The 22,974-nt window shown below is 41.0% G+C and carries 22 protein-coding genes and 1 tRNA gene; 5 read left to right on the top strand and 18 right to left on the bottom strand.

Translation table 11 applies throughout. The features are described from left to right. The first annotated feature begins 255 nt into the window (after nt 1–255). The 3 genes from PBAT_RS17660 to PBAT_RS17650 all read left to right on the top strand — a co-directional run bounded on the left by PBAT_RS17660 (nt 256) and on the right by PBAT_RS17650 (nt 4,048). Nucleotides 256–1,968 carry a DEAD/DEAH box helicase gene (locus PBAT_RS17660; RefSeq protein ID WP_068651420.1) on the top strand — a complete coding sequence of 571 codons (1,713 nt, stop codon included), beginning with the start codon at nt 256–258 and terminating at the stop codon, nt 1,966–1,968. 1 nt (nt 1,969) lies between these two features. Continuing rightward, a complete protein-coding gene (locus PBAT_RS17655) occupies nt 1,970–2,905 on the top strand; it encodes a YqhG family protein (protein ID WP_068651374.1) in 936 nt (311 codons plus the stop codon). Nucleotides 2,906–3,043: 138 nt separating this feature from the next. Next, nucleotides 3,044–4,048, top strand: coding sequence for a hypothetical protein (locus tag PBAT_RS17650; protein ID WP_068651371.1), 1,005 nt, complete (start codon nt 3,044–3,046; stop codon nt 4,046–4,048). 104 nt (nt 4,049–4,152) lie between these two features. On the opposite strand, the gene PBAT_RS17645 is transcribed toward PBAT_RS17650, so the two are convergent. Next, nucleotides 4,153–4,377, bottom strand: a complete 225-nt coding sequence (locus PBAT_RS17645; protein WP_068651369.1) for a YqzE family protein — start codon at nt 4,375–4,377, stop codon at nt 4,153–4,155. A 180-nt stretch (nt 4,378–4,557) separates the two neighbouring features. Between PBAT_RS17645 and PBAT_RS17640 the strand changes: the two genes are divergently transcribed. Continuing rightward, nucleotides 4,558–5,268 carry an N-acetylmuramoyl-L-alanine amidase gene (locus PBAT_RS17640; protein ID WP_149466305.1) on the top strand — a complete coding sequence of 237 codons (711 nt, stop codon included), beginning with the start codon at nt 4,558–4,560 and terminating at the stop codon, nt 5,266–5,268. Here PBAT_RS17640 and PBAT_RS17635 read toward each other — a convergent pair. From PBAT_RS17635 to PBAT_RS25995, 14 genes are all read right to left on the bottom strand, one after another. Further along, a complete protein-coding gene (locus PBAT_RS17635) occupies nt 5,243–6,103 on the bottom strand; it encodes a divergent polysaccharide deacetylase family protein (RefSeq protein ID WP_084403178.1) in 861 nt (286 codons plus the stop codon). The two genes, PBAT_RS17640 and PBAT_RS17635, sit on opposite strands and share 26 nt — an antisense overlap. A 236-nt stretch (nt 6,104–6,339) precedes the next feature. After that, nucleotides 6,340–6,636, bottom strand: coding sequence for a transposase (locus PBAT_RS17630; RefSeq protein ID WP_068651367.1), 297 nt, complete (start codon nt 6,634–6,636; stop codon nt 6,340–6,342). A 49-nt stretch (nt 6,637–6,685) separates the two neighbouring features. After that, nucleotides 6,686–7,096 carry a cupin domain-containing protein gene (locus PBAT_RS17625; protein WP_068651365.1) on the bottom strand — a complete coding sequence of 137 codons (411 nt, stop codon included), beginning with the start codon at nt 7,094–7,096 and terminating at the stop codon, nt 6,686–6,688. 2 nt (nt 7,097–7,098) lie between these two features. After that, nucleotides 7,099–7,929: a phosphoenolpyruvate hydrolase family protein gene (locus PBAT_RS17620; protein ID WP_068651363.1), complete on the bottom strand. Its 831-nt coding sequence runs from the start codon at nt 7,927–7,929 to the stop codon at nt 7,099–7,101. Nucleotides 7,930–8,055: 126 nt separating this feature from the next. Next, nucleotides 8,056–9,303, bottom strand: a complete 1,248-nt coding sequence (locus PBAT_RS17615) for a Tm-1-like ATP-binding domain-containing protein (protein ID WP_068651361.1) — start codon at nt 9,301–9,303, stop codon at nt 8,056–8,058. A gap of 319 nt (nt 9,304–9,622) precedes the next feature. Beyond that, nucleotides 9,623–12,058, bottom strand: coding sequence for an ABC transporter permease (locus PBAT_RS17610; protein WP_068651359.1), 2,436 nt, complete (start codon nt 12,056–12,058; stop codon nt 9,623–9,625). Nucleotides 12,059–12,064: 6 nt separating this feature from the next. Continuing rightward, nucleotides 12,065–12,823, bottom strand: a complete 759-nt coding sequence (locus PBAT_RS17605; RefSeq protein WP_246168666.1) for an ABC transporter ATP-binding protein — start codon at nt 12,821–12,823, stop codon at nt 12,065–12,067. Between the two features lie 96 nt (nt 12,824–12,919). Next, nucleotides 12,920–14,344, bottom strand: a complete 1,425-nt coding sequence (locus tag PBAT_RS17600) for a sensor histidine kinase (RefSeq protein ID WP_246168658.1) — start codon at nt 14,342–14,344, stop codon at nt 12,920–12,922. Nucleotides 14,345–14,372: 28 nt separating this feature from the next. Then, nucleotides 14,373–15,092, bottom strand: a complete 720-nt coding sequence (locus PBAT_RS17595) for a response regulator transcription factor (RefSeq protein WP_068651351.1) — start codon at nt 15,090–15,092, stop codon at nt 14,373–14,375. A 363-nt stretch (nt 15,093–15,455) separates the two neighbouring features. After that, a complete protein-coding gene (locus PBAT_RS17590) occupies nt 15,456–15,986 on the bottom strand; it encodes a hypothetical protein (protein ID WP_068651349.1) in 531 nt (176 codons plus the stop codon). A 224-nt stretch (nt 15,987–16,210) separates the two neighbouring features. Further along, nucleotides 16,211–19,834: an S-layer homology domain-containing protein gene (locus PBAT_RS17585; RefSeq protein ID WP_068651347.1), complete on the bottom strand. Its 3,624-nt coding sequence runs from the start codon at nt 19,832–19,834 to the stop codon at nt 16,211–16,213. 235 nt (nt 19,835–20,069) lie between these two features. Beyond that, complete coding sequence (locus PBAT_RS26005; protein WP_246168656.1) at nt 20,070–20,294, bottom strand: alpha/beta fold hydrolase; 225 nt, start codon at nt 20,292–20,294, stop codon at nt 20,070–20,072. Further along, a complete protein-coding gene (locus tag PBAT_RS26000) occupies nt 20,260–20,670 on the bottom strand; it encodes an alpha/beta hydrolase (RefSeq protein WP_248912436.1) in 411 nt (136 codons plus the stop codon). Before PBAT_RS26000 ends, PBAT_RS26005 begins: the two co-directional genes overlap by 35 nt. Before the next feature lie 48 nt (nt 20,671–20,718). Next, complete coding sequence (locus tag PBAT_RS25995) at nt 20,719–21,021, bottom strand: alpha/beta fold hydrolase (RefSeq protein WP_246168653.1); 303 nt, start codon at nt 21,019–21,021, stop codon at nt 20,719–20,721. A gap of 209 nt (nt 21,022–21,230) precedes the next feature. Between PBAT_RS25995 and PBAT_RS17575 the strand changes: the two genes are divergently transcribed. Further along, nucleotides 21,231–21,314 (top strand) — tRNA-Leu (locus tag PBAT_RS17575). A gap of 133 nt (nt 21,315–21,447) precedes the next feature. Here PBAT_RS17575 and PBAT_RS17570 read toward each other — a convergent pair. From PBAT_RS17570 to PBAT_RS17560, 3 genes are all read right to left on the bottom strand, one after another. Further along, complete coding sequence (locus PBAT_RS17570) at nt 21,448–21,663, bottom strand: hypothetical protein (RefSeq protein ID WP_068651345.1); 216 nt, start codon at nt 21,661–21,663, stop codon at nt 21,448–21,450. 204 nt (nt 21,664–21,867) lie between these two features. Next, nucleotides 21,868–22,197 (bottom strand): hypothetical protein, encoded by a 330-nt coding sequence (locus PBAT_RS17565; RefSeq protein ID WP_068651343.1) that lies wholly within the window; start codon nt 22,195–22,197, stop codon nt 21,868–21,870. A gap of 96 nt (nt 22,198–22,293) precedes the next feature. Continuing rightward, complete coding sequence (locus PBAT_RS17560; RefSeq protein ID WP_068651414.1) at nt 22,294–22,866, bottom strand: xanthine phosphoribosyltransferase; 573 nt, start codon at nt 22,864–22,866, stop codon at nt 22,294–22,296. Nucleotides 22,867–22,974: the final 108 nt, after the last annotated feature.

Below are 22,974 nucleotides of genomic sequence, written 5' to 3'. Positions count from 1 at the left end.
TCGTATTCGTGAAATTTCAGGCAAGAAAGCACTTCCTTGTTAGACAACCTTTCTCTATCTCCTATATTCTCTTTCTTTCATCAACTAACTTTGAAATAACTATGTAAATCACGCAATTACAGCAAATAATAATCACGCCATCATATCTATAGTTATGAACTTCCCTACTTCCGTGCATACTACTCTTTACAAGATTCTAATTCACACGATTCTAATAAGGAGGCGAAAACCTTGGATACGCCATTCATTGAACATATGACAACAACGCAAAGCCTACCTGTCCCACTCGTTATAGACCATAGCTGGCTTGAGAATTTAGAGAGTCGCCTTGATAAAGGAGGGCCTTGGGGAGATTGGCGATTGTTCCAACTGGCCGTACAAGGGGAAGAATCCCGCCTTGTTACAAGCTTTGATGAATTACTGTGTGTAAAATATATCCAAGATCTCACCCCACTTCCTCATCAAATCGATACCGCTCGTAAAGTACTATTTGAAATGTCCGGAAGAGCTATTTTGGCAGATGAGGTGGGCCTTGGTAAGACGATTGAAGCAGGACTCATTCTTAAAGAATATATCATTCGTGGACTCGTCTCTAAAGTCCTTATTCTCGTTCCAGCTTCTTTGGTTCTTCAGTGGGTTCGTGAATTAAATAGTAAATTCGGCATCCAAGCCATTGCGCAGAAAAAAGCCTATTCATGGGGCTCAGATATCGTTGTTGCATCGATAGATACAGCTAAGAGAGATCCCCATAAGGATATTTTGTTAGACCAAGAATATGACATGCTCATTATTGATGAGGCACACAAACTTAAAAACAAGAAAACATCCAATTACCAATTCATACAGAAGCTTCGAAAAAAGTACTGTCTACTACTCACCGCAACCCCTGTTCAGAATGATCTTGGCGAACTATTCAACCTCATTACGCTACTTAAGCCTGGGCAGTTAGGTAAACAAGGCGAATTCTCATCAAATTTTGTTGTAGATAAGCGTATAGCCAAGAATGAAGGTCAATTAAAGGAAGAACTATCTAAAGTTATGATTCGTAATCGCCGTGGTGAAGGACCTACTATTTTCACCAAAAGAACGGTTAGGAATGTGAATCTACAACTCTCTCCTGAAGAACAAGCGCTATATGATGGTGTGACCTCTTATGTCAAAGATCAGTATCACGCAGCAGGGGGCAATCTAAGCAGTATGCTATCGCTCGTGACCCTCCAACGCGAAGTCTGTAGTAGCCGTGACGCTGTATTCGTTACGTTAGTCAATTTGACGAAGAAAATGGCTGAGGATTCTCCTCAACGAGCCAAGATCTGGGACCTTGTCTATATGATCAAAGAAATCAAGGCCAATACAAAAGCTGAGAAAACGATTGAACTCATCCGTGAAATGAATGAGAAAGTGATCGTATTTACAGAATACCGTGCCACGCAAGAGTATTTATTACAGTATTTCCGTGCCAATGATATCAGTTGCGTGCCCTATCGTGGAGGAATGAACCGCGGCAAGAAAGATTGGATGATGGATTTATTTCGTGGTCGCGTACAAGTCATGATTGCTACAGAAGCTGGCGGCGAGGGGATTAATCTACAATTTTGCCATAACATGATCAACTTCGATCTTCCATGGAACCCTATGCGAGTAGAACAACGAATTGGACGAATTCACCGATTAGGTCAGAAGAATGATGTGAAAATATATAATCTATCTACTACAGGAACGATTGAAGAACATATTCTAAACTTGCTTCACGAAAAAATAAATATGTTCGAAATGGTTATCGGTGGCTTAGACGTTATATTGGAACGTTTCGAAAAAAAGGGATCCCTCGAAAAAAGTTTATATAAAATCGTATTAGAATCACAATCAGATGAAGAGATTCGCCAGAAAGTCAACTCGCTTGGTCAATCATTAGACGAGGTGAAAAGACAAGTAGAGGACGAAGTCGTAAGAGAGGAAGAAGCATGAGATGAATATGTCTGCAGATCAAGTACAACAACATGTCATGACTTATTTGGAGGTCACTGACTGTCAGATTATCGAGAAATCTCCTTTTCATGTGACGGTGAAGCTTTCACCACAAGCTGATAAACAGTTAACAAACCGTCCCTATTATTGGGGATTTGTCGAACGTACAGGTGTCGATCCTGAGACCCTCTCCTATACCTTTGTATTTGACCCTGAACGTTATACGGTTGTAGATGTTCCGCCCGCTCCTGTTCCAGAAGGCACTCCACAGGATAGCATTATGTCACGTTATTTCGGCGTAGCACCTGTCGTTCCACGAATAGGCCCGGGTCGTATCCAACGCGAAGATGTGAATTATGGCAGTCGAAGACTCCAACAAATATGGGATGTGGCTCGCCAAGAGGGCTCCTATGTCTATTTATTTGAGCAACCGGGAGATCTACAGCGCCGAGCTTTATTCTCTGCGGCCTATGAACCTTGGCTCGCGGTATGCTTCAAAGTAGAAATGACCTGTGATGTGAAGAAAGAACAACTTCATTTCATGGGGATTTCATTATTGACTGGGGTTATAACGGATGACTTTAGACAATTGTTGGTTGGTAAAAATTTAAGTCCTAGACTTCCAGAGAATGTCCATATTAATCCGGCAGAATTATCGATAACTAAAGCCGCTGAGCACTTGCAATCCCATCTAACTACTATGCTTAGTCAACTCGACTATAAATGGGCGGATCAGGCACAGGAACGCTTGAAAGACGAACTTGCGATCATCGATTCCTATTATGAGAACATGATGAACGATCCTGAGGAAGAGAAAAACGACCTTATTCGTGAACAATACAATCGCAGGCGTAGTGAAATGACATGGCAATATGAGCCTAAAGTGAATGTATCCGCCATAACCTGCGGTCTATTTCACTTGAGACCAATTCAATAGAGGTAGTGTGACCTTCATCGCTAAAAGAGTGCAAAAAAAGACCTTCATAATCGTTGTTCCTCATGACAGTATATAACACCCTTTTTAATGCTTGTCCGTTACACTGGGATAAGTTTACAATACAGAAAGGTGGATTGTATGAAATCAGTGGGCATAACCTCTAAATTAGTAGTTGTCCTAATCAGTTTACATTTATTAATGTCAGCCGTTCATTCATCAGCTCCTGTCTCCGCTACGGGTGTCACAACATCTGTTCAAATAAATGATAAAAGTTCTGACGATTGGGCTCTTACGATGGGTAAAAGTGTTAGCCTTGCTCCTTCGTCCTTAAAGGATTTTTCTGAGATGGTTGTGAAACAACTCTCTGAACAACAAGTATTCAGTTCTTGGAACCATTCTGAGCTTCAATACTTCCCGCTTGGTCCTGGCACACATAGCTGGCTCGTAACGGTATCTCGGGATGAGAAAGAGCTTGGTTATCTCATTCTCACAGCAAAGAATACAAATACTCAAGAATATATACTTAGCGAATATGGTACTTCTCCATCCTCACCCTACGATCTAACGGCTCTGCATCACACCTTGGCAGAGTTAGACATTATCTCTCCTTCATCTACATCTCCAACGAGCATAGTACCTCTATATGCACCTCTCCTGCCCTTATGGAAAGTATCATTTGGTCATCAGGAGACCTTATATCTCAATGCTCTAACGATGGATGTTCTAGCATGGGACGAGTCCCACTGGAAGAAACTCAATCCACAGACCGCCGAACTAAGTGATACCCTTTTTTCTTCAAAGGGTGATTCTTTCACTTCCTCTCAAGTTATATCAAGCAAAGGTCAGAAAGACCCGTATGATAATCTCATGTGGATTACATCAACACCATTATCGGTGTCTTCAGATTTGGATGTTGAGTCCTACATTAATAAACATAATTCTTTAATCTTCACCTCACCGAATCATAATGATGATGTGGGTGGACCTTTTGCAATATCCGGTTATCAGAAGTGGTATTCTACACAAGAAGGAACACATTCCGTAGTTTACGCCGGTACAGGTCTCACAGGACATCGATACGTCCCTCTTTCCATTTTGCTTAATAAAGGTATATTTCATGCTTTTCCTTTAGTCTCCAAGTAATACCCTAGTATGCAATAATGGGGCTTGTCCAAAGAGGTCGTATATGACCTTCTCGGACAAGCCCCATTATTGTGTTTCCTTCATTTTCTCTGATATAGCGATCCCTAATTAACATGTTCTTTCAAGCTTGGGTCTTGCTCTTCCCATGAAACCTCACGTGAAGAACGTGCGTTACTTCTCCACAAACTCAGACTAATCGGAATCATACCGAACCATTTCGTAGACCATGGTTCTTTGAACTCCGTATGATGCCTCTCCTCACGTGGTGTTTCAATGTATGTTACCACTTGTTCTGTAATGTATTTCACTAATTTCAGTTCATCGCCCATACCGCTATCCCCTTTTTAATTTGAGATAAGTTATGTCTTCCTATGTCTAGGATGTGCAACTTACAGCAAAATTAAACTTCTGATTGGATGTATGAATCTTTTTCCCATTTTTGCACATTCTAACATTTAGTTGCTTCAATACAAGAAACGATAAATTATATAGGGAGGCACATCGCTTACATGATCACGAATCCTTGGATGAAATATCTACTAGTTCTAATCTTAGCTGTCGGATACCTCTGCAGTCCTCAATTACAACTAAGTTCTATATCTGCAGCTCCTGTATCAGAACCAGAACACCCAGCCTTCCCACAAGAAATCCTTCTCATTGATGCTGGTCATGGTGGAATTGACGGTGGAACATCTTTTCAAGAAATTCTAGAGAAAGATATCAATTTAAGTATCGCTAGGAAAGTATTCTTACTCCTTAGAAGCAAAGGCTTTGAAGCTGTATTGAATCGTTCAGGTGATTACGCACTCAGTGATGATAATCATTGGCTGAACAATTCTTCCCGCCACACACGTGACCTTGCTCAGCGGAAGGAACTAAGTCGTATCGTTCCTACGAAGGTTGTAGTAAGCCTCCATGTCAATTGGGGGAAGAGAGCAAGCAATCAAGGGCCACTGGTACTATACCAGAATGAAGGACGCAGTTTCCTTCTTGCCAATGAGATTCAAGCCCAATTAAATCCTTTGTATGCTACCCAACATCAGCCGGTATATGGTAAACCATATTATATTCTCAACTATGTTAAAGACCCGGCTGTTATTGTGGAGATGGGCTTCCTAAGTAATGCTGAAGATCGGGCCATGTTGTGTAATCCTCGTAAGCAACTTGCTATTGCAGAAGCAATCGTTGCAGGTATTATTGGTTATTTGACGGTAACATAGGGGATGCATTCCAACCCCACTTTTCTTTCACAAGATCACTTATTCCAACGAATTCCACACTTCCCTGCATTTGTGGAATTCTATTTCTGAGGGTATCTGCTGTTGTCTTACCTACATGACCGATAGTAACACAATATCGATTCTGATTTGCCCACATTTCGACCTCACGTAATTGTTTAGTGATGTGACTGGTCGTATGAGTATCGTCTAAGAAGATATGATTATTTACAGGAGGCAAGCCCTTTTGGGTGGCGACTAATCCAACAACAGAACGATAATTGGTCTTGCTATCGACAAAAAATAATCCTCTCTCCTTGCAAACTGCCAGTACAATTCCCATAATTCGCTCATCACCGGTAATTTTGGATCCCATGTGATTATTCATGCCAATCGCATAAGGAATATCATCAATGGCAGCCTCCACTTTCTTGCGAACCTCCGAATCACTAAGATCTGTTGTGATGGCTCCAGGTCCAAGCCAGCTTGCTTTCCCAGTCTTTGGTTCCATTGGCATATGAACAATCACATCATACCCCCGCTTATGCGCTATCTCAGCATCACGATGACTTGTTGGTAAGAATGGCATAATCGCTGCTGTTATTTTTACAGGCATCTGGAACATCTCTTCTGTACCCTTCTGTCCGTTACCGAAATCATCAATAATAATAGCCACTTTAGGCTTACCTTCAGAGGAACTATCCGCATCTACTTTCGATGCACTAGCGTATCCGATGTTCATACTACAAATGATACTTAGACCAAGACAACCTATTGCGAATTTGCGAAGCTTTAGATGACGACTACATATAAATATACAACGACTTATCTTACTCATAACGTTCACCCTTTCTTACTTCTGCTTTCATTGTTTGAGTAAGAGGGACTAAATATGTATGAGCACAGCTTAATGTTAAAGAAATCAATCAGACACTGGAAGGATAGGTACGAGGGTTTCATTTCGCGATGAACAGGCGGGATGGATAACCTACACAGCATAGAACTGACTTATTACCCTTTTATCGAATTCAGGATGAAGAGTAACATAGGTTAAATAGGACATTGAGAACAAGATTAATGTAACTCCCTTTCCTCATACAAAAGACACATCAATCGATAAAGAAAATATATTCCAAGATATGCTCCCGTGATAAGAAACAGTGGATTCAAAAAAATAGCATGAATATGTGTCATAAACACCGTATTATCTTTAAGGATTTCGTAAATCGCTAGAGCCGCAATTTCTCCGAATATAACTGTAGACATAACAGCAACCACGTTGAAATAGATTCGCCACTTCATCCAAACCTTTTGTACCACAAACATCGCAATGGGAATAAGAATACTGCCAAGAATGATAAGTAATTTCATAAAGTTCACCTCATTATCATTCTTGACGATTTGTAGCTTATCAATACATTTAAGTGCGCGTATAACCTTGAATCTGACCAGGAGATAGTTCTTTGAAATCAGGTAATCCTGTCAATCCCTTCTCAGCTCCACCCGGATTATAGAAGGCCAACAATCGCAGTGGCTCCCACCAATGATTGTACGTTGAGTGAAAAGCGGCAGTAGGAATATGAATGATATCTCCTGCTTTTACAGGAAAAGGAGCATCATCGTTAAGCATCTGTACACCCTCACCCGAGAGAACATAAAGAATCTCTTCAGACTCCGGATGATTGTGGCGATCATGACCCTTGCCCGGTAACAGTACAACCTCCCCAAACGTTACGGATGCACCTTCCGTAATATCTGGCGTTACGAACCACTTAATCAGCCCCCAGTCAAAAGAATGTGTTGGAATTGTCCCTTTATCAATGTTTGTCATGTTTAATTCCCTCCAATAATAGATTTGAATGTGACCATATTTGAGGTCATTGCAAGCTCCGTCGGAAGACGCTCCATGCTAGATGCTCCGAAGAAACCCACAATGCCACTCGTATGCTTAAGTATGTATGCTGCATCCTCTGCCGTAGCAATCGGACCACCATGACAGAGGACAATAATGTCTGGGTTTACCGATTTCGCTGCGTCGTGCATAGCCTGTACACCTTGGGTTGCATCTTCGAGTGTTATCGCCGTTTGTGCGCCAATTGATCCATTTGTGGTAAGCCCCATATGCGGTACGAGTATATCTGCTCCCGCTTCAGCCATTTGAACCGCCTGTGTTTCGTCAAATACATATGGAGCTGTCAGAAGGTCCATTTCGTGCGCTAGCCGAATCATCTCGACTTCCAAGTCAAAGCCCATGCCCGTCTCCTCCAAGTTAGCGCGAAACACACCATCAATGAGTCCCACTGTTGGGAAGTTCTGCACTCCTGCGAAGCCCATATCTTTGATCTGCTTCAGAAATACGGACATGCTTCGAAATGGATCTGTTCCACATACACCTGCCAATACAGGTGTCTTTCTAACAATAGGAAGGACCTCACTCGCCATGTCTACAACGATCGCATTGGCATCGCCATAAGGCATAAGTCCAGCTAAAGAACCTCTTCCGGCCATTCTATATCGACCCGAATTATAAATAATGATTAGATCTGCACCTCCAGCTTCAGCGCATTTCGCTGAAAGACCGGTTCCAGCACCCGCTCCAATAATGGGATAGCCTGCTGCAATTTCATTACGCATACGTTCAAGTAATTCTTGCCGAATAAGCATGTAATTCCCCCTTGATGATTACGAAATTAATTTACCTACTCTTAGCCTCACCCGTTGATCTCATACACCATGACCATCTAACGTTAGAATAACGATCCTATCGTTTGTATTGCCTAAGCTCAGCAGTTACTGTTGGTACTTCGTTTGGTAAAGCTCATGTAAGCGATCCGCCATGGCTTCTGCAAATTGGGGATTATTTATATCGGTATCCAGTTGTATGATTTCCACCACATTCTGATCTAGATATTCCATTAGAGCATCAATGAGCACACGATCAGCTTCAATATCATAGAATATTTGCCCTTCTGTTGCGATCATAGAGAACCCCTTCAGTGGAATGAAAAGTGTAATCGGACCCTTCGAAGCATTTAGCTTACGTGCAATGCTTCGACCTAATTCCGCGCACTCATCAGGAGTTGTACGCATTAAAGTAATTGTTTCGTTATGTTTATACAGTAGTCTGTCTTTATAACTCGACGGTACCGTCTCCATTGGGCCGAAATTAACCATATCAAGAGCGCCGAGAGAAACCACTTGTGGAATACCTGCTTCACCTGCTGAGCATAGACGATCTGGCCCTGCGGAAAGCACACCGCCAACAAGTTCATCGGCTAGTTCCGTCGTAGTCACGTCTAGCGTTGCTGTGATGAACCCATCTTTGATTAAAGACTCCATAGACGCCCCTCCAGTTCCAGTAGTATGAAAGACCACAACTTCATAGCCGAGTTGTTCAAGTCTTTCTCGTGCCACTTCTACAGAAGGAGTCGTAACTCCAAACATGGTAGCACCAATTAGCGGTTTTTCACTTGTTAACGTTGGTTCTGCCATCATAACCATACCCGAAATGGCTCCCGCTGCATTGCTTAGAATTTTGGCTGACAACCGGTTGATTCCAGCAATGTCGACAACGGAATACATCATCGTAATATCCGTCGCCCCTACATATGGACGGGTCTCACCTGAGGCCATCGTCGATACCATCAGCTTGGGCAATCCTATCGGCAATGCTCGCATGACTTGTGTGACGAGGGCAGTCCCACCTGAGCCCCCAAGCCCTAGAATTCCATCTATCCTGCCTTCTACATATAATTGGTGAACAATAACACTTGCTCCCCGTGCCATTGCCGTAATGGATGCTCCCCGATCAGCGGAGGCAACCAATTCCGATATACTAGTGCCCGTAGCTTCTGCAACATCATGACGAGAGAAATCCTCTGATAGTTGAGACTCTCCCAATATACCAGCATCAATCAAGATCGTATGGACTCCGCTTACCTGCAGAAGTTCTTTGATATAAGCATATTCCGTTCCTTTCGTGTCAAAAGTACCTAGTAACACGACTGTAGGTTTTCTCTGGAATTTCCCATTTTCCATTTAGGGTTCCTCCTGTTTGTCTTTTACCCAACACATGTAATCACTTACAACTGGTGGAATCTTTAGATACAATACTTCAAAGATCAGAATCTGAACTCTATTAATCACTATATTGTTCTATGATTCCTAATATTCCATTTATACTGATAACCGAAATATCCATTCACAATATCCCTTTTCAGGATGCAGAATGGGAGTTTCCCTGCTAAAAACAAAAGTGTACCCCTAGTAAACTAGGGGTACACTTCCATTGAAATCTAAGTATAAATATTCTAAATACGACGAATGCAGGTGAACCGTACATTTGGATATTACCCCGTTACTCAATCACGAGTATCTGTGGAGAAGTTGTAGCCACCACTCTTGAAGAAGCCCAAGAACCAAGCCCTGCTGAAATCATTGCCACACAGGCAAAGGCAATGATCCCTCCCCAATGCATTATTAAAGGTAATTCAGCTATACCATAATCAGAGAGAATACTTCCTAGAATCAAAGGTAAAATATACACACCCACCAACATACCTATGACCGCACCGATAGCAGAAAGCGCTACGATCCCAAGCGATACAGACAATCTAATCTTAGTTGAAGTCAATCCTATAGATTTATATATGCCATAGGTTTTACTCTCTTTTCGGATGTTAATCCGACTAATACTATAGACGATGATGATTGTAACTCCAGTGAATAACAATCCCATGATACTCATAGGCAGAATTAAAGATGCAACAGCTTGTTTGTATGTGGAATCCAATAACGTTTGCTGCTTAACTGCTGATGCAGACTCCTTATACTTTACATTCAAATCATTTACAACATGATCTGTTTCTCGCTCTTCTTTCAGATTAATAAACACGGCATCTAGATTATTGTAATCAGGTCGATTCACCTTGACCACATCCACTGTAATTCTTGCCGAATTAGACATGTTAGCTATGGACTGATAGACTCCGGTAATCATAAAAGAATGCTTGGATCCATCAATATAGGCCTCTACAACGTCTCCCACATCTTTGTTCAGTTGTTTAGCTACCTTAATTCCAATCGCGATTTCATTTTTATTTCGAGGGTTTTCCCCTCTTAATGTGGTAAATCCAACTTCATCATAACTTCCATCTATGACACTTATACTAAAATTCATCGGTGGCTGGGAATCTGAGTCATAAGCGTTCAGGTTCCTTTCTGAAGATACAACACCATTTATTCCGCCTATCCAACCGATATTTTTAATTCTGGAATCAGACAATATCTCTTTATCAAACTCCGCACGTGAGAAGGCTGATTTGTTATTCACCTGTAGGATAACATCAGATGCATCATATCCCCATAACGGTGATGTCTGCTTCATAGAACTGGAACTTAAACTGTTTAATAAGATAAAACCCAACACTAGCACGGCTGACATAATGGCTGCAAGAAGCATCATTAGAAGGGATGCTTTCTTATTCTTCAACATATTTCTTAGCCCAATAACGACAAGGAGTGGTACTCTACCAAACGAAATCATAAGATTTTCTTTAGCCGAGATACGTTTAGACATTGTGCTATTATCACTTTCCGACATGCCATATCGAATGGCTTGCATAGGCTCTACAAGCCGAGCTTTATTAGAAAAGAAGAACACACATAATACAATAAGTATAAAGACAAATATCCCAACAGCTAAGGATAAAAGATTACCTTCCAACGTAACTTGATTCGTTCCAGTCTTCAGAGACGAAAGTGTACTTTCTACGATAACGTTAGATATAAAATGACTAGCTATTAACCCGGGAATAATCGAGACTATAGCAAGCAATACATATTGAGCTAGATAGACTCCTATCAATCGCCTTGAGGATAATCCTAATGCTTTAATCACACCAATCGTCTTATAATTGGATAAGATATCATCTGAAATCGTGAATCCAATCGTAAATAAAGCCACAACCATCATTACAAAACCTAGAAAGATCATAATAAATCCAATGGCTTTGTTCATAATCAGATAAAACGCAGTCATTTCCCCAAAATTCATTTTTGAATCAAGATAAGGCGTACCCATATCTTTCTCGAATTGTTCCCAGTAGCTTGGACTCTGACTATAATCATCGAATCTCAGTCCCATCAAGTACTGATCTGTACCCTGCATGGCCTGAAATTGTTCACTATAGTCCTGATGATTCATCCATATGCGTGCACCTGAGGGAAAGGGCCCTCCATACGGAATATCCACAATTACGGCGGATACTTTTAATTCAAAATCATTCTCACCCGTTGTAAATCCAAGTGTATCTCCTACTGAAATATCATATAGATAGGCAATCGAAGTGGGGACCCAAATATCCCCTTTATCTGGATTTAAACTCTCATTGCCTTGCGCAAATATCAGTTCATCCACTGCATAAGGTCGCGCAGGCGTATTCATCATATATAATCCAATGGCTGAGAGCCCCGCAGAAGATTCCTTCCCTCGATGATTGGTGATTCCACCTAACGTTCGAAACGGGACCAATTCTGATGATGTAACCCCTTCTTGTTCATTCCACCATTGATGTACCTTTTGCGGATCATGCAACTCATTGCCTAACGTCAACATCTCATGAGAGCCATGTGTTTTATTGTGCATCTCGGTAAATAAATTATTAGTATTCAATATAACCGTGACCGATGTAGCAAGGAGTAATGTTGATAAGAGGATGAGTAAGCCAATCAGTCCATTGTGTATCTTCTTTTTTCTTAAATTAGCTAGACAAAGAGAGTATACTGCATACATAAGTGCTTACCCCTTTCCCGAGACGCAAGAGAATATGATCGCTTCTCTATCTTGGATATGGGTATTATCAAATTTATCAAAATCTAACACATCTGCTATTTTCCCATCTTTTATCACGATAAGACGATCAGCTCTGCAAGCCGCTTTAATATCATGAGTTACCATGACCACGGACTGCCCTTTACGATTCATATCCGTTAGAATATCTAGGACAGCCACACCTTGATCATAATTTAAGCTTCCCGTTGGCTCATCCGCAAATATAACATCTGGGGAATTGATTAACGCTCTGGCAATCGCTGCTCTTTGTTGTTGTCCTCCTGAGGTCTGGGATGGTAGACGATGCTGTTGGCCTTCGATTTCCATAGCTTTCATTAGTGAGAGCGCCCTGCGCTTCACTTCCTTCTTAGAGCGCCCGGCAATATACCCAGGCAATGAGATGTTCTCACGTAAAGTAAGATCAGATACCAGATTAATACTTTGATAAATATATCCGATTTTATTTGCCCTGAAATCAGCTAATTGCTTCTCTTTGTAGTTGTCGATACGTTCTTCTTTGAAGTACACCTCACCAACCGTTACGGAATCTAGACCACTTAGAAGATACAGTAGCGTAGACTTACCTGAGCCTGAATTCCCCATAATAACTGTGAAATCCCCTTCATAAACTTCTAAATCCAGATTTTTGATGGCATGGAATTGTTCGCTGCCTGTGGAATACGTCTTGCAAAGGTTCGTTGCTCTAATAATCGCTTTCGTTGCCAATGGTAAGCCCTCCTGAAATAATGTCATATTCTCATTGTAAAGGGCACTTATGTATAGAATCTTATCTAAATATTAATGAAATATTACAACCACAACCTAACATAACGGAATCCAACAATGAAATACCGTTCCTTGACCATGTACACTTTTGAAAGAAATAGACCCATCATGTGCTTCAATGATATGTTTGCAAATGGAGAGACCTAATCCGGTTCCTTCATTCACGGGATTCAAATGCTGCTTTCCTTTGAAATAGCGGTCAAATACAAAAGGCATATCCTGTGGAAGGATCCCTTTCCCTGTATCTGCTATCGTTATTTTCAGCTGACCTAGCGAAAGCTCAATATTCACAGTGATGGAATCTCCCGCTGAAGTATGTTTTAAAGCATTAGCAATGAGATTAGATATGACCTGTTCCAATCGGTTGGCATCCGCACGAATAAGCATATTAGGAATATCCGTGGGCTCTATGAAATCAACTCCTGTTGTACGAACGTAATGGCCCATTGGTTGGAGAATCTTAAGCAACATATCCCTACTATATTGCTCAGTAAGCGTCACTGAGATCTGCCCTAATTCTTGTAATGCATGTAGCAATAGATCTTCCGTCAATCTCGTCATCGTATCCGCATTGTTATGCATGACATCAACATACTCCATAACCGATGCCATATCTGGACAGACCCCCTCTCGTATCGCTTCAATATAAGCCCTCAGCGTTGTTAGAGGTGTCTTTATTTCGTGAGAAATATTAGTGATCAGTTCTTTCTGTGCTTTCTCTTGTTCATCTCTCCGTAGGTTAAGATGCATAATCTCCATTCTCATTTGATCAAACACTGCATAGACCTCTCCGATCTCGTCCATGATTACGTGTGTGGCTTCTTGCTCATAATTTCCTTTCATAATAGCTTCTGAGGAATCCTTTAAGTGATGAATGGGTTGGATGATATCTCTATGGACTTTGTTCTTAATAAGCACCATCAAGAGGCATAAGATGAGTAGCAACAAAGTGATCATTGTGAATAGGAATAAGGGGGTAGCGTAGGATTTCTTAGGAACGACCCTGCTTGCAGACATACCAAATATCGCATTTCCAACTTGAATTTGGCTCACCTCGTCCACCACTGGAAAAGCGATACTGTAGGCATCCTTCTCTACTCTTGCATGATATAAATCATAGTGAAGCGACGTCTTTAAATGAATGTGTTGGAGGGTGTTGTTAGGTGAGGAATTATACATAATACGGCCATCTAATTGTGCAAATATTAAGCTGACTTGATGATCTTGAGACAGGGCTTGGAGAGTGTCTTGCAACGTTGGATCATCTTTAATTTCCCCATTATACTGCTCTAGAAATAACATTATATCACTCACTTGGAGTCGCACCTGATTAATGACATAACGAGAATCATCTTTGGACTCACTTCTATAGTTATCCCAGAGCAAACCTACCGCACATCCGATAATCAAGAGTAGAGAAATAATAACGACGTTAAACCATTTTCTAATCCAATCCGTCAAATACATAGGTATCTCCTATTCTTACGTGTCATTCATCATAACTAAATTTGTATCCAATCCCCCATACTGTCTTAATGTACTCCGGGTTCGATGCATCAAGTTCCAGCTTCTCTCGTATTCTTCGAATATACACCGTTATCGTACTTTCGTCTCCATATGCCGTATATCCCCATACAGCGTCTAATAGCTGACTTTTTGTGAATACTTGGTTTCTATGCTTAGATAGAAAAAATAGCAACTCTAGTTCTTTCGCAGATAGTGAAATTTCTTTGTCTTCCTTCGTGACTTTATATCCCTTTTTGTCAATCGTGATCTTTCCCATATGTAATATATCCTCATGTTCCGATGGCTTTGGCTGTGAACTTATCATGCTCATGCTCTCAACTCTTCGTAAATTAGATTTAATTCTTGCTAACAATTCAGTTAATGAGAATGGCTTCGTCATATAATCATCTGCACCAAATCCAAGCCCAAGAACCTTATCTGTATCGCTACCTCTAGCACTAAGGATAAGAATAGGAACATTATTCTTCTCACGAATTTGCCGACAGAGTTCGATACCGTCAATATCAGGCAACATAATATCTAGAATAATAAACGCCGGATTCAATAATTCAATGTCATGCAAGGCATCTCTTCCGTTGTTAGCAATGGTAGCCTCATACCCATTCTTGTTAATATAGTCCTTTATAATTCGTGCAATATCTTGTTCGTCTTCAATGATTAGGATCTTCCTCAGTCGATTCATATCTATTCTCCTGAACTTATAGTAATAGTCGATCATGACTAATTCGATTCTACTCCCTTAAATCCTTCAATCGATTTCCCCAGACTAACCACCTGATGATTATTAAGTAATGGATACGTAAGAAGTAACCACAGTATTGTAACGTATGACCAATGTCTATCTGCTCAAGTCGAATAAATAAAATAGGGCCTGAAATTGGCTAATGACGCCATCCAGACCCTACTGATTTTCAGGAAAAGTGCATCAGAGTAAGTGTCACTTGCACCATCAAATCATCACCCTGAGTATTCTATAGTACTCCCCTTGTATGTACTAACCAGCTAGATATGTAATATTACTTATACGTATTTCCCAACTACTTATCTAGTTGGCTTCTTGCTGCTTGGAGTAACTTGTAACGATAAGACATGTACTAAATGCAATGATTGTAAGGAATATTCCGAAAACAAGGCCAATGCCGCCCATAAAAGTATCTTCACCTGGATAGGCCGGTTTAAGTGTGATCCACATAAACACTAACACAAGAGTCAATACTGCATAAAAACTACTCCCAACTAAACCCATTCTCAATCGATTACTGTTGTTACCTTGCCAAGCATTCTTAAGTATTAACCATGAATAGATACTTCCGATTACGCCCAACAGTATCACAATCAAAAGAACGAACGATATTGAAAAATATATTGCTAAGTAAAGTCCGAATATCGTAGCAGTAAATAAAACCGCATTAACCAGAAACAAGAACACTCCGCCTGCCCAATGATTTTGATACCACTTTGCATTTTGTAGTAGTTGAACTATTTTATTGTCTTGAGAAACCATCTTTGAAATTGGCTTTCTATTAAATTTAAACACGATTGCACCAAGAATTGCGATTAATAAGATGATTGACATATTGTTCTGTTCTCTCCTCTCTAAACTTAATTTCTTTATACATCTTCTACCGCTCATTCATCCATATTAACTCATGAATAGAAATATGTGAATCTACTACGATCAACAGTTAGTTCGGAATATTATAAGAGCTCAATTAGAAATAAAGCCAAGGCTACTCCCCGAAAGGATGGCCTTGGCTTGGTCTTATAACAATATCAACCGTATTTATTTGCTAGCTGGACTTATTGATGTTGTAATAACGAAATAATCCATGTCGCTGCTTCTGCTCGTGTTGCACTTTGATTCGGTGCAAATTGGTTCCCACCAATCCCATTTACGAGACCTTCTTCCGTTATAGCTGCTATATAAGGAACAGCCCATTTCGGAGCCTTATTCGCATCTGTGAAGGACAGTTTCGCTGACTGGTTAATCTGAATACCCATAGCACGACCAATCAATACAGCCATTTCTGCCCGACTAATCTGCTGATTAGGACGGAATTGTTGATCATCATACCCATTTACAATTCCTGCTTGTATGGCCAAAGAAACGAAATTCTGAGCCCATACAGGGATTTTCTTGTTGTCTTTAAAATCCAATGCTTTGCCAGTGCCTGTTAATTCCAATGCTTTAGCAAGCATCGTTATGAATTCTGCACGGTTCACCTTTTGATCTGGACGGAAGGATCCATCCTCATAACCATTTATGAAACCACGACTTGCAGCCTGCGTAATCACATCTGCTGCCCAGTGTTTCGAAATGTCTGAGAAGTTCACTTTCGTTGGTGTTGGAACAACTGGAGGTGTAGGTGTTGTTGAACCACTTGTAGTTCCTCCTGTAGTACCTGTAGTAGTTCCTCTCGCAGTACCTGTAGTGCTGTTGGGATTACCTGTACTACTTCCCGGATTACTGCCCGATCCAGTTCCACTACCTGGGTTACTTCCATTACCGTCCCCTGGATTGGTTCCAGTTCCACTGTCTTTAGACTGTTTCTTAATTCCAAATTGATCTATGATATACGGTTTACCACCGTCTACACTCTGGTCAATTTCGTACGATATAGCCGTCAGCTTATCGCCATCAATGGTAATCCCAACGAAGTTCTGAATCATGCCACGCTTTGGACGTGAATTGTCACCAGGATCTGGTCCGTATTTCGCAGCATGGTTCTCATCCGCTACATTGAAGAGCTCATAGTAAGCTTCATCCATTTTTGTGTTTTTGTAATATACCTTAGCTCCCGCAGCAGCTGGAATCATGTAGATCGCACCATCTGGGTTCACAGTATACTTAATTTCTTTTCCATTTAACTTTTCTGTAATCGTCTCAGCTGTTGTAGCTTTACCCTCTTTATTAATTGGCTTCGTGCGTGCATAGATATGGTCATGACCTTGAACGACGAAATCAATGCCAAGCTCAGCCATAACTGGAGCAATCTTATTTCTTACACCATTCGTACCCATAATATCCTTATCGGATGCATGGTTTGACGTCGTATAAGGTCCTTTGTGGAAGTTCACAATAATCCACTTGGCACCTTCCGTACGGGCAGCTGCTACATCTGTCTTCAACCATTCCACCTGAGCAGGTGTGAAATTTGCATACTCATCCGAGTTCTCATTCGAATTCATAATAATGAAATGGGCGTTGCTGTAATCATATGAGTAGTAAGCCCCCGTCTCCGTTTGGGAATTAGCAGCTTCTTTCACGTTGAAATGCTCGTAATACCCATATTTCTTATCTTCATGGTTACCAGCAGCAGGTGCCATGGTAATGTTTAGCAAGCTTGGTTGTGAATGGCCTAAGAGCCAATTCCACTGTTCTTCCTTGGTTCCTGTATCAACAATATCTCCGCTATGCAAGATGAAATTCGCATTCGGGATCGTTGCCACAGCCTTTGCAATCGTCTGTGCTGATAGGTCTGCCTCATCTTCTTCTTTGGCTTGCGTGTCCGTCAAATCAATGAATGTGAATGCACCGCTCACTGGAGCTGTGCGGAATGTACCCACATCACTCCAACTATTCAGCCATGCATCTCCAACACGGAAATAATACATAGTGTCTGGCTTTAAATTAGTAGCCTCTGCTTTATGCAGACGTTCATTTGGTGAATTCGTAGATATAGCAGATCGTCCATTGAAACGAGTAGATTTAGTGAAGTCAGCACCGTCACTACTTTTCTCTACTACTTGTAGATCATTTCCAGTAGAAGTTTTCGGTGTATACCAAGTGAATCCTTTTGCGGTTGTGGTATCTCCGTTAAAGGTTACCGTCACTTTGCTTATAGGTACTTCTGTCTTCTTAACGATCCCAAATTGGTCGATGATAAATGGTTGCCCGCCGTTTATTTGCTGATCTATTTCATAGGTTACTGCTGTCAGCTTATCGCCATCAATGGTAATCCCAACGAAGTTCTGAATCATGCCACGCTTAGGACGTGAGTTATCACTTGGATCTGGTCCGTACTTCGCAGCATGGTTCTCATCTGCAACATCAAAGAGACCGTAGTAAGCATCATCCATTTTCTTATTTTTGTAATAAACCTTAGGTCCAGCTGCCGCTGGAATCATGTAGACCGCACCATCCGGATTCACACTATATTGGATTTCTTGTCCATTTAAGGTTTCGGTAATCATCTCAGGTACTGTAGCCTTACCTTCTTTATTAATTGGCTTCGTGCGTGCATAGATATGATCATGTCCTTGAACGACGAAATCAATGCCAAGCTCAGCCATAATCGGTGCAATCTTATTTCTAACACCTGTAGGTCCCATGATGTCACTATCGGATGCATGGTTTGAGGTCGTATAAGCTCCTTTGTGGAAATTCACGATAATCCACTTCGCACCCTTTGCACGAGCAGCAGCTACATCTGACTTCATCCACTCCACCTGATCTGGTGTGAAATTTGAATATTCCGCAGAAGTCTCATTTGAGTTCATAATAATGAAGTGAGCGTTACTGTAATCATATGAGTAGTAAGCTCCAGACACGGTTTGGGAATTCGTAGCTTCCTTTACGTTGAAATGTTCATAATAGCCATAATTCTTATCTTCATGGTTGCCAGCAGCTGGGGCTAGGGTAATGTTCATTAAACTTTGTTGCGAATGACCTAGAAGCCAGTCCCACTGTTCTTCCTTGGTTCCTGTATCGACAATATCACCGCTATGCAAAATGAAATTCGCATTGGGGATCGTTGCCATAGCCTTTGCAATTGTCTGTGCTGATAGATCAGCCTCTTCTACATCTTTAGCTTGCGTATCTGTCAAATCAATGAATGTAAATGCACCGCTCACTGGTGCTGTGCGGAATGTACCTACGTCACTCCAACTATTCAACAATTCATTACCAATACGGAAGTAATATGCCGTATCGGGCTTCAAACTGGTAGCTTCCGCCTTGTACATCAACTCTGTTGGGGAGTTCTTGGCAATGGATGAGCGCGCCACGAAATTCTGGGAAGATGTGAAATCAATTTGACTTCCTTCCTTCATCTCAACTACTTGTAAATCACCGTATACAGAATCAGTAACCTTGCTATACCAGGTGAATCCTTTAGAAGTTGTAGTATCACCGTTAAACGTTACTGTTATTTTATTTACAAGCGCCGGAGCCACAATCGCTTCCGGTTCAACTGAAAGTACTTCTACCTTATCTTCTATTATTTCCTCTGGAGTGGTTACGGGATCGCTAACAGTATCACCTTCAACCGTCGGTGTTAACGGGGTACTTCCTTGTTCGTTGCTGATAGGAGGTACTACTGGTGATGTAACATCTTCTGCAAAAACAGGTACACTAGAGCCGATCAGCGTAACTGCCATGATCAGAGAAAGCACAGGTTTTGCAGCTTTTTTAAAAAGAATCATTTGAACTCTCCCTTAAATGTATAATATGTACTTGATTACATAAGTGTAGCAAGAGAGTGTTAACTATCTGTTAAACATAAGGTATCCTTGTGTAAAACCTCGAAGATAAATCTAAACATTTAATCGAGAACGGACCTCCCGAATCATGACACTAATCCAATACCAAATACCCCGTAGCATTGATCGCTAACGAGGTCTAAATTTATCATCCGAATATTATTTATGGATAGCTTCATCAAAGTATTTGAGCAAGGAACGCGTTCAATTCTTCTACAATTTCTTTGCTTTTCTGATGATGAATATAATGCTTGGTGTCTGGGAAAATAACTTGTTTGACATCCGTGGACAATACTTTCAGTTGATCCTGCGTCTCTTCCCAGTTCTTGTAACCATTATTTGTAGCGTAGAACAGCAGCATCGGCAAATCACCGAGTGAGCCACCCTCCAACCTTTTTCCCATTGTCGCTCATTGCATTCATTTCAACTTTCATATTGTCGTTATTTAAATTCTTAAGTGACATCACCACTTTGGTATCTCTGATCTCTTGCGGCAGTCCTGCAATATCGATGAACAGTTTGTCCGTCACACCGAACTTGCTTAGGCCCCTCAATAATCCAGAATTTTTGGCAACATGCATAGCTTCCCAACCCAGCTTCATTAAAGGTGTCATCCGATAATCTCTTGCATACTGTGGGCTAATCCCATCAATCATGACAAGCGCTACCACTTCGTTAGGATACAGCTGCGCAAAACGGATCATTTCGAGTGATCCCATGGAATGTGCCATCAGCACATACGGTCCCTGCTCTCCAGAATCTTTCAGCAGATCATGCAATTCTTCTGTGATTACATCAATATCCCGGGTATCCCCGGTGGGTTCACTCTAGCCATAACCCGGTCTCTCATATACAACGACATGCCTGTTAGCATTAAGGTTGCTGTACAAGGGATAAAAGTCTGCAAATGGTGACGTGGTGCCGCTACCAGAGGTTAGGACCGTCGTATATTCCCCCTCTTTCTTCCCGCTTGCATAGATATGCATCTGATGACCATTGACTTCAATCATTTGACCTGGTGGAAGCATCTCTTTCATATCTTTTCTTACACCGACCACCTGATATGTAAATCCTGAGGCAATCAGTAACAGAATCATTAGAGCAACCATATAACGACGCTTGACCCTCAATGTAATTGCTTCCTTCCATCACTATATGAATAAATTCTCAGAGCGATTTTCAATCCATACATTCGATTAAAGGATAGTTTAAATCACCACTATTTATAGTGTAAACCAATAAAAACCATTGATATTATATTTTTAAAAATAAATACTTTTGACTCCACTTCATATCACATGTTAAAATATTCCTTACTTAGATTTACTTATCAATATTCGCGGTCATGGCGGAATTGGCAGACGCGCTAGATTCAGGTTCTAGTGGTGTAACAACCGTGGAGGTTCGAGTCCTCTTGGCCGCATCCTATCATAAAGAAAAGAAGCCTTTATATATAAGGCTTCTTTTCTTTATACGTATGTTTGTTTATAAAATGCAAAAAGAACCGTCCAATTTCGGACGATTCTATATCTCTTTCTTATTTATAAGCTCGACCACTATTCGAATAGTTCAGGACGTGGCTCACTTGATAATTGATAGACGTAATTTCGATCCAACTTAACCACATTACGATTAGGTCGACGAATCAATACCTGATCTGCATCCCAAGCCACAACAATTCCTCTTATATCATTACTCGCAACGGCATCGCGTACGACTCGAACTTTCTGTCCACCAACACGAAAAGCATTCAATTCCTCATCACTAATCAATTAATTCACTCTCCTAAACATGTGTCTCACAAGAAGAAACGGCTACATCGTCCCTTAGGGCGAGTATCCGTTTCTACAGAAATATAAGAAGTAACGTATCAAGTGAACCTAATACTTCCTTATATTTTAAAAAAAGACCTAAACAATTTATTTAGGCCATATCGTTAGATCTCTATAATTAAGAAAAAAGATTATTATCCGTGATTACCGCTGTGCATGTTCTTTGCTATCGTTCTTCTCAAACCAGAAATCTAACACTGTAGCTGACATCACTCGACTATCCAAATATGCCACTTGTTGCGTCGTGAACAATTCCTTCCAAGTGAAGGTGAGTTCCTCACATAAGCTCACAATGGTCAATAATTCTGACCAGGCGACATAACGTTTATACCAAAAAAATTGAGGATGCTCAAGCATATAGGGATATAGATCATCAAACGCCGTGTGTTTACAATCCAGTGCACGTTCGAAGTGATCCTTGGATGCGGCCAACTTATCAATAAAGAATTGTTCTGATACCGGTTCTTTCCCCATTGTGTTGCCTCCTCTCTCCTTCTTATACTTTATATTATAAGCGATAATCAACAAGCTGGAAAGTCATTGTATTAAATTGGGCTGGTCCAATATCGACTATTCACCAAAGGTTATCGTCCCATTTGTAAGTGATTCAATCTTCACAAGTGATTCTAACGTGATGCCTTGTTCTCTTATCGTACGTGCTCCTGCTTGAAAGCACTTCTCGACTACGATTCCAAGTCCTACCAATTCCGCTCCAGATCGTTCGATAATCTTAATCAATCCTCTAGCGGCATCTCCGTTAGCAATAATATCATCGATAAATAGAACGCGGTCTTCACTATTTAAGAACTGTCGCGATAACATAATATCCGTCACAATACCTTTTGTAAAAGAGGGAACCCGTTCACAGTATGCATCTTCATCAGCAAGCAGTGTTTTTTTGCGGCGTGCAAATACGAGAGGTACGCCCAACTCATAAGCCGTAGCAAACGCAACCGCAATCCCAGAGGATTCAACCGTAAGCACTCGCGTTATACCCGATTCCTTAAATCTCGCTGCGAACTCACGTCCCATCTCCATCGTAAGTTGTGGATCCACTTGATGATTCAATAATCCATCCAATTTCAACACCTGATCAGATATGATTACGCCTTCTTCAATAATTCGTTGTTTTAATAATTCCATCATTTCATTTGCCCTCCCAAGCCAATCCTTTGACGTTAAAGTACCATATTTCAAGCCTATACATCAAGCTATTTGGACATGTTACAGTCATGTCCTTCTCATTTTCAA

It is taken from the genome of Paenibacillus antarcticus, from assembly GCF_001637225.1.
Taxonomy (GTDB): Bacteria; Bacillota; Bacilli; order Paenibacillales; family Paenibacillaceae; genus Paenibacillus_AQ; species Paenibacillus_AQ antarcticus.
Note: the sequence above shows the minus strand (reverse complement) of the source record. Positions and strands in the feature narration are given on the sequence as shown.

Coding starts and splice junctions, on each gene's coding strand:
- PBAT_RS17640 (WP_149466305.1), top strand. CDS start 4,558: ATGATCACGAATCCTTGGATGAAATATCTACTAGTTCTAATCTTAGCT.
- PBAT_RS17645 (WP_068651369.1), bottom strand. CDS start 4,377: ATGGGCGATGAACTGAAATTAGTGAAATACATTACAGAACAAGTGGTA.
- PBAT_RS17635 (WP_084403178.1), bottom strand. CDS start 6,103: ATGAGTAAGATAAGTCGTTGTATATTTATATGTAGTCGTCATCTAAAG.
- PBAT_RS17655 (WP_068651374.1), top strand. CDS start 1,970: ATGAATATGTCTGCAGATCAAGTACAACAACATGTCATGACTTATTTG.
- PBAT_RS17615 (WP_068651361.1), bottom strand. CDS start 9,303: ATGGAAAATGGGAAATTCCAGAGAAAACCTACAGTCGTGTTACTAGGT.
- PBAT_RS17660 (WP_068651420.1), top strand. CDS start 256: ATGACAACAACGCAAAGCCTACCTGTCCCACTCGTTATAGACCATAGC.
- PBAT_RS17630 (WP_068651367.1), bottom strand. CDS start 6,636: ATGAAATTACTTATCATTCTTGGCAGTATTCTTATTCCCATTGCGATG.
- PBAT_RS17595 (WP_068651351.1), bottom strand. CDS start 15,092: ATGAATCGACTGAGGAAGATCCTAATCATTGAAGACGAACAAGATATT.
- PBAT_RS26005 (WP_246168656.1), bottom strand. CDS start 20,294: ATGGGAAAAAGGTTGGAGGGTGGCTCACTCGGTGATTTGCCGATGCTG.
- PBAT_RS17590 (WP_068651349.1), bottom strand. CDS start 15,986: ATGTCAATCATCTTATTAATCGCAATTCTTGGTGCAATCGTGTTTAAA.
- PBAT_RS17650 (WP_068651371.1), top strand. CDS start 3,044: ATGAAATCAGTGGGCATAACCTCTAAATTAGTAGTTGTCCTAATCAGT.
- PBAT_RS17620 (WP_068651363.1), bottom strand. CDS start 7,929: ATGCTTATTCGGCAAGAATTACTTGAACGTATGCGTAATGAAATTGCA.
- PBAT_RS17625 (WP_068651365.1), bottom strand. CDS start 7,096: ATGACAAACATTGATAAAGGGACAATTCCAACACATTCTTTTGACTGG.
- PBAT_RS17610 (WP_068651359.1), bottom strand. CDS start 12,058: ATGTATGCAGTATACTCTCTTTGTCTAGCTAATTTAAGAAAAAAGAAG.
- PBAT_RS17560 (WP_068651414.1), bottom strand. CDS start 22,866: ATGGAATTATTAAAACAACGAATTATTGAAGAAGGCGTAATCATATCT.
- PBAT_RS17565 (WP_068651343.1), bottom strand. CDS start 22,197: ATGGGGAAAGAACCGGTATCAGAACAATTCTTTATTGATAAGTTGGCC.
- PBAT_RS17585 (WP_068651347.1), bottom strand. CDS start 19,834: ATGATTCTTTTTAAAAAAGCTGCAAAACCTGTGCTTTCTCTGATCATG.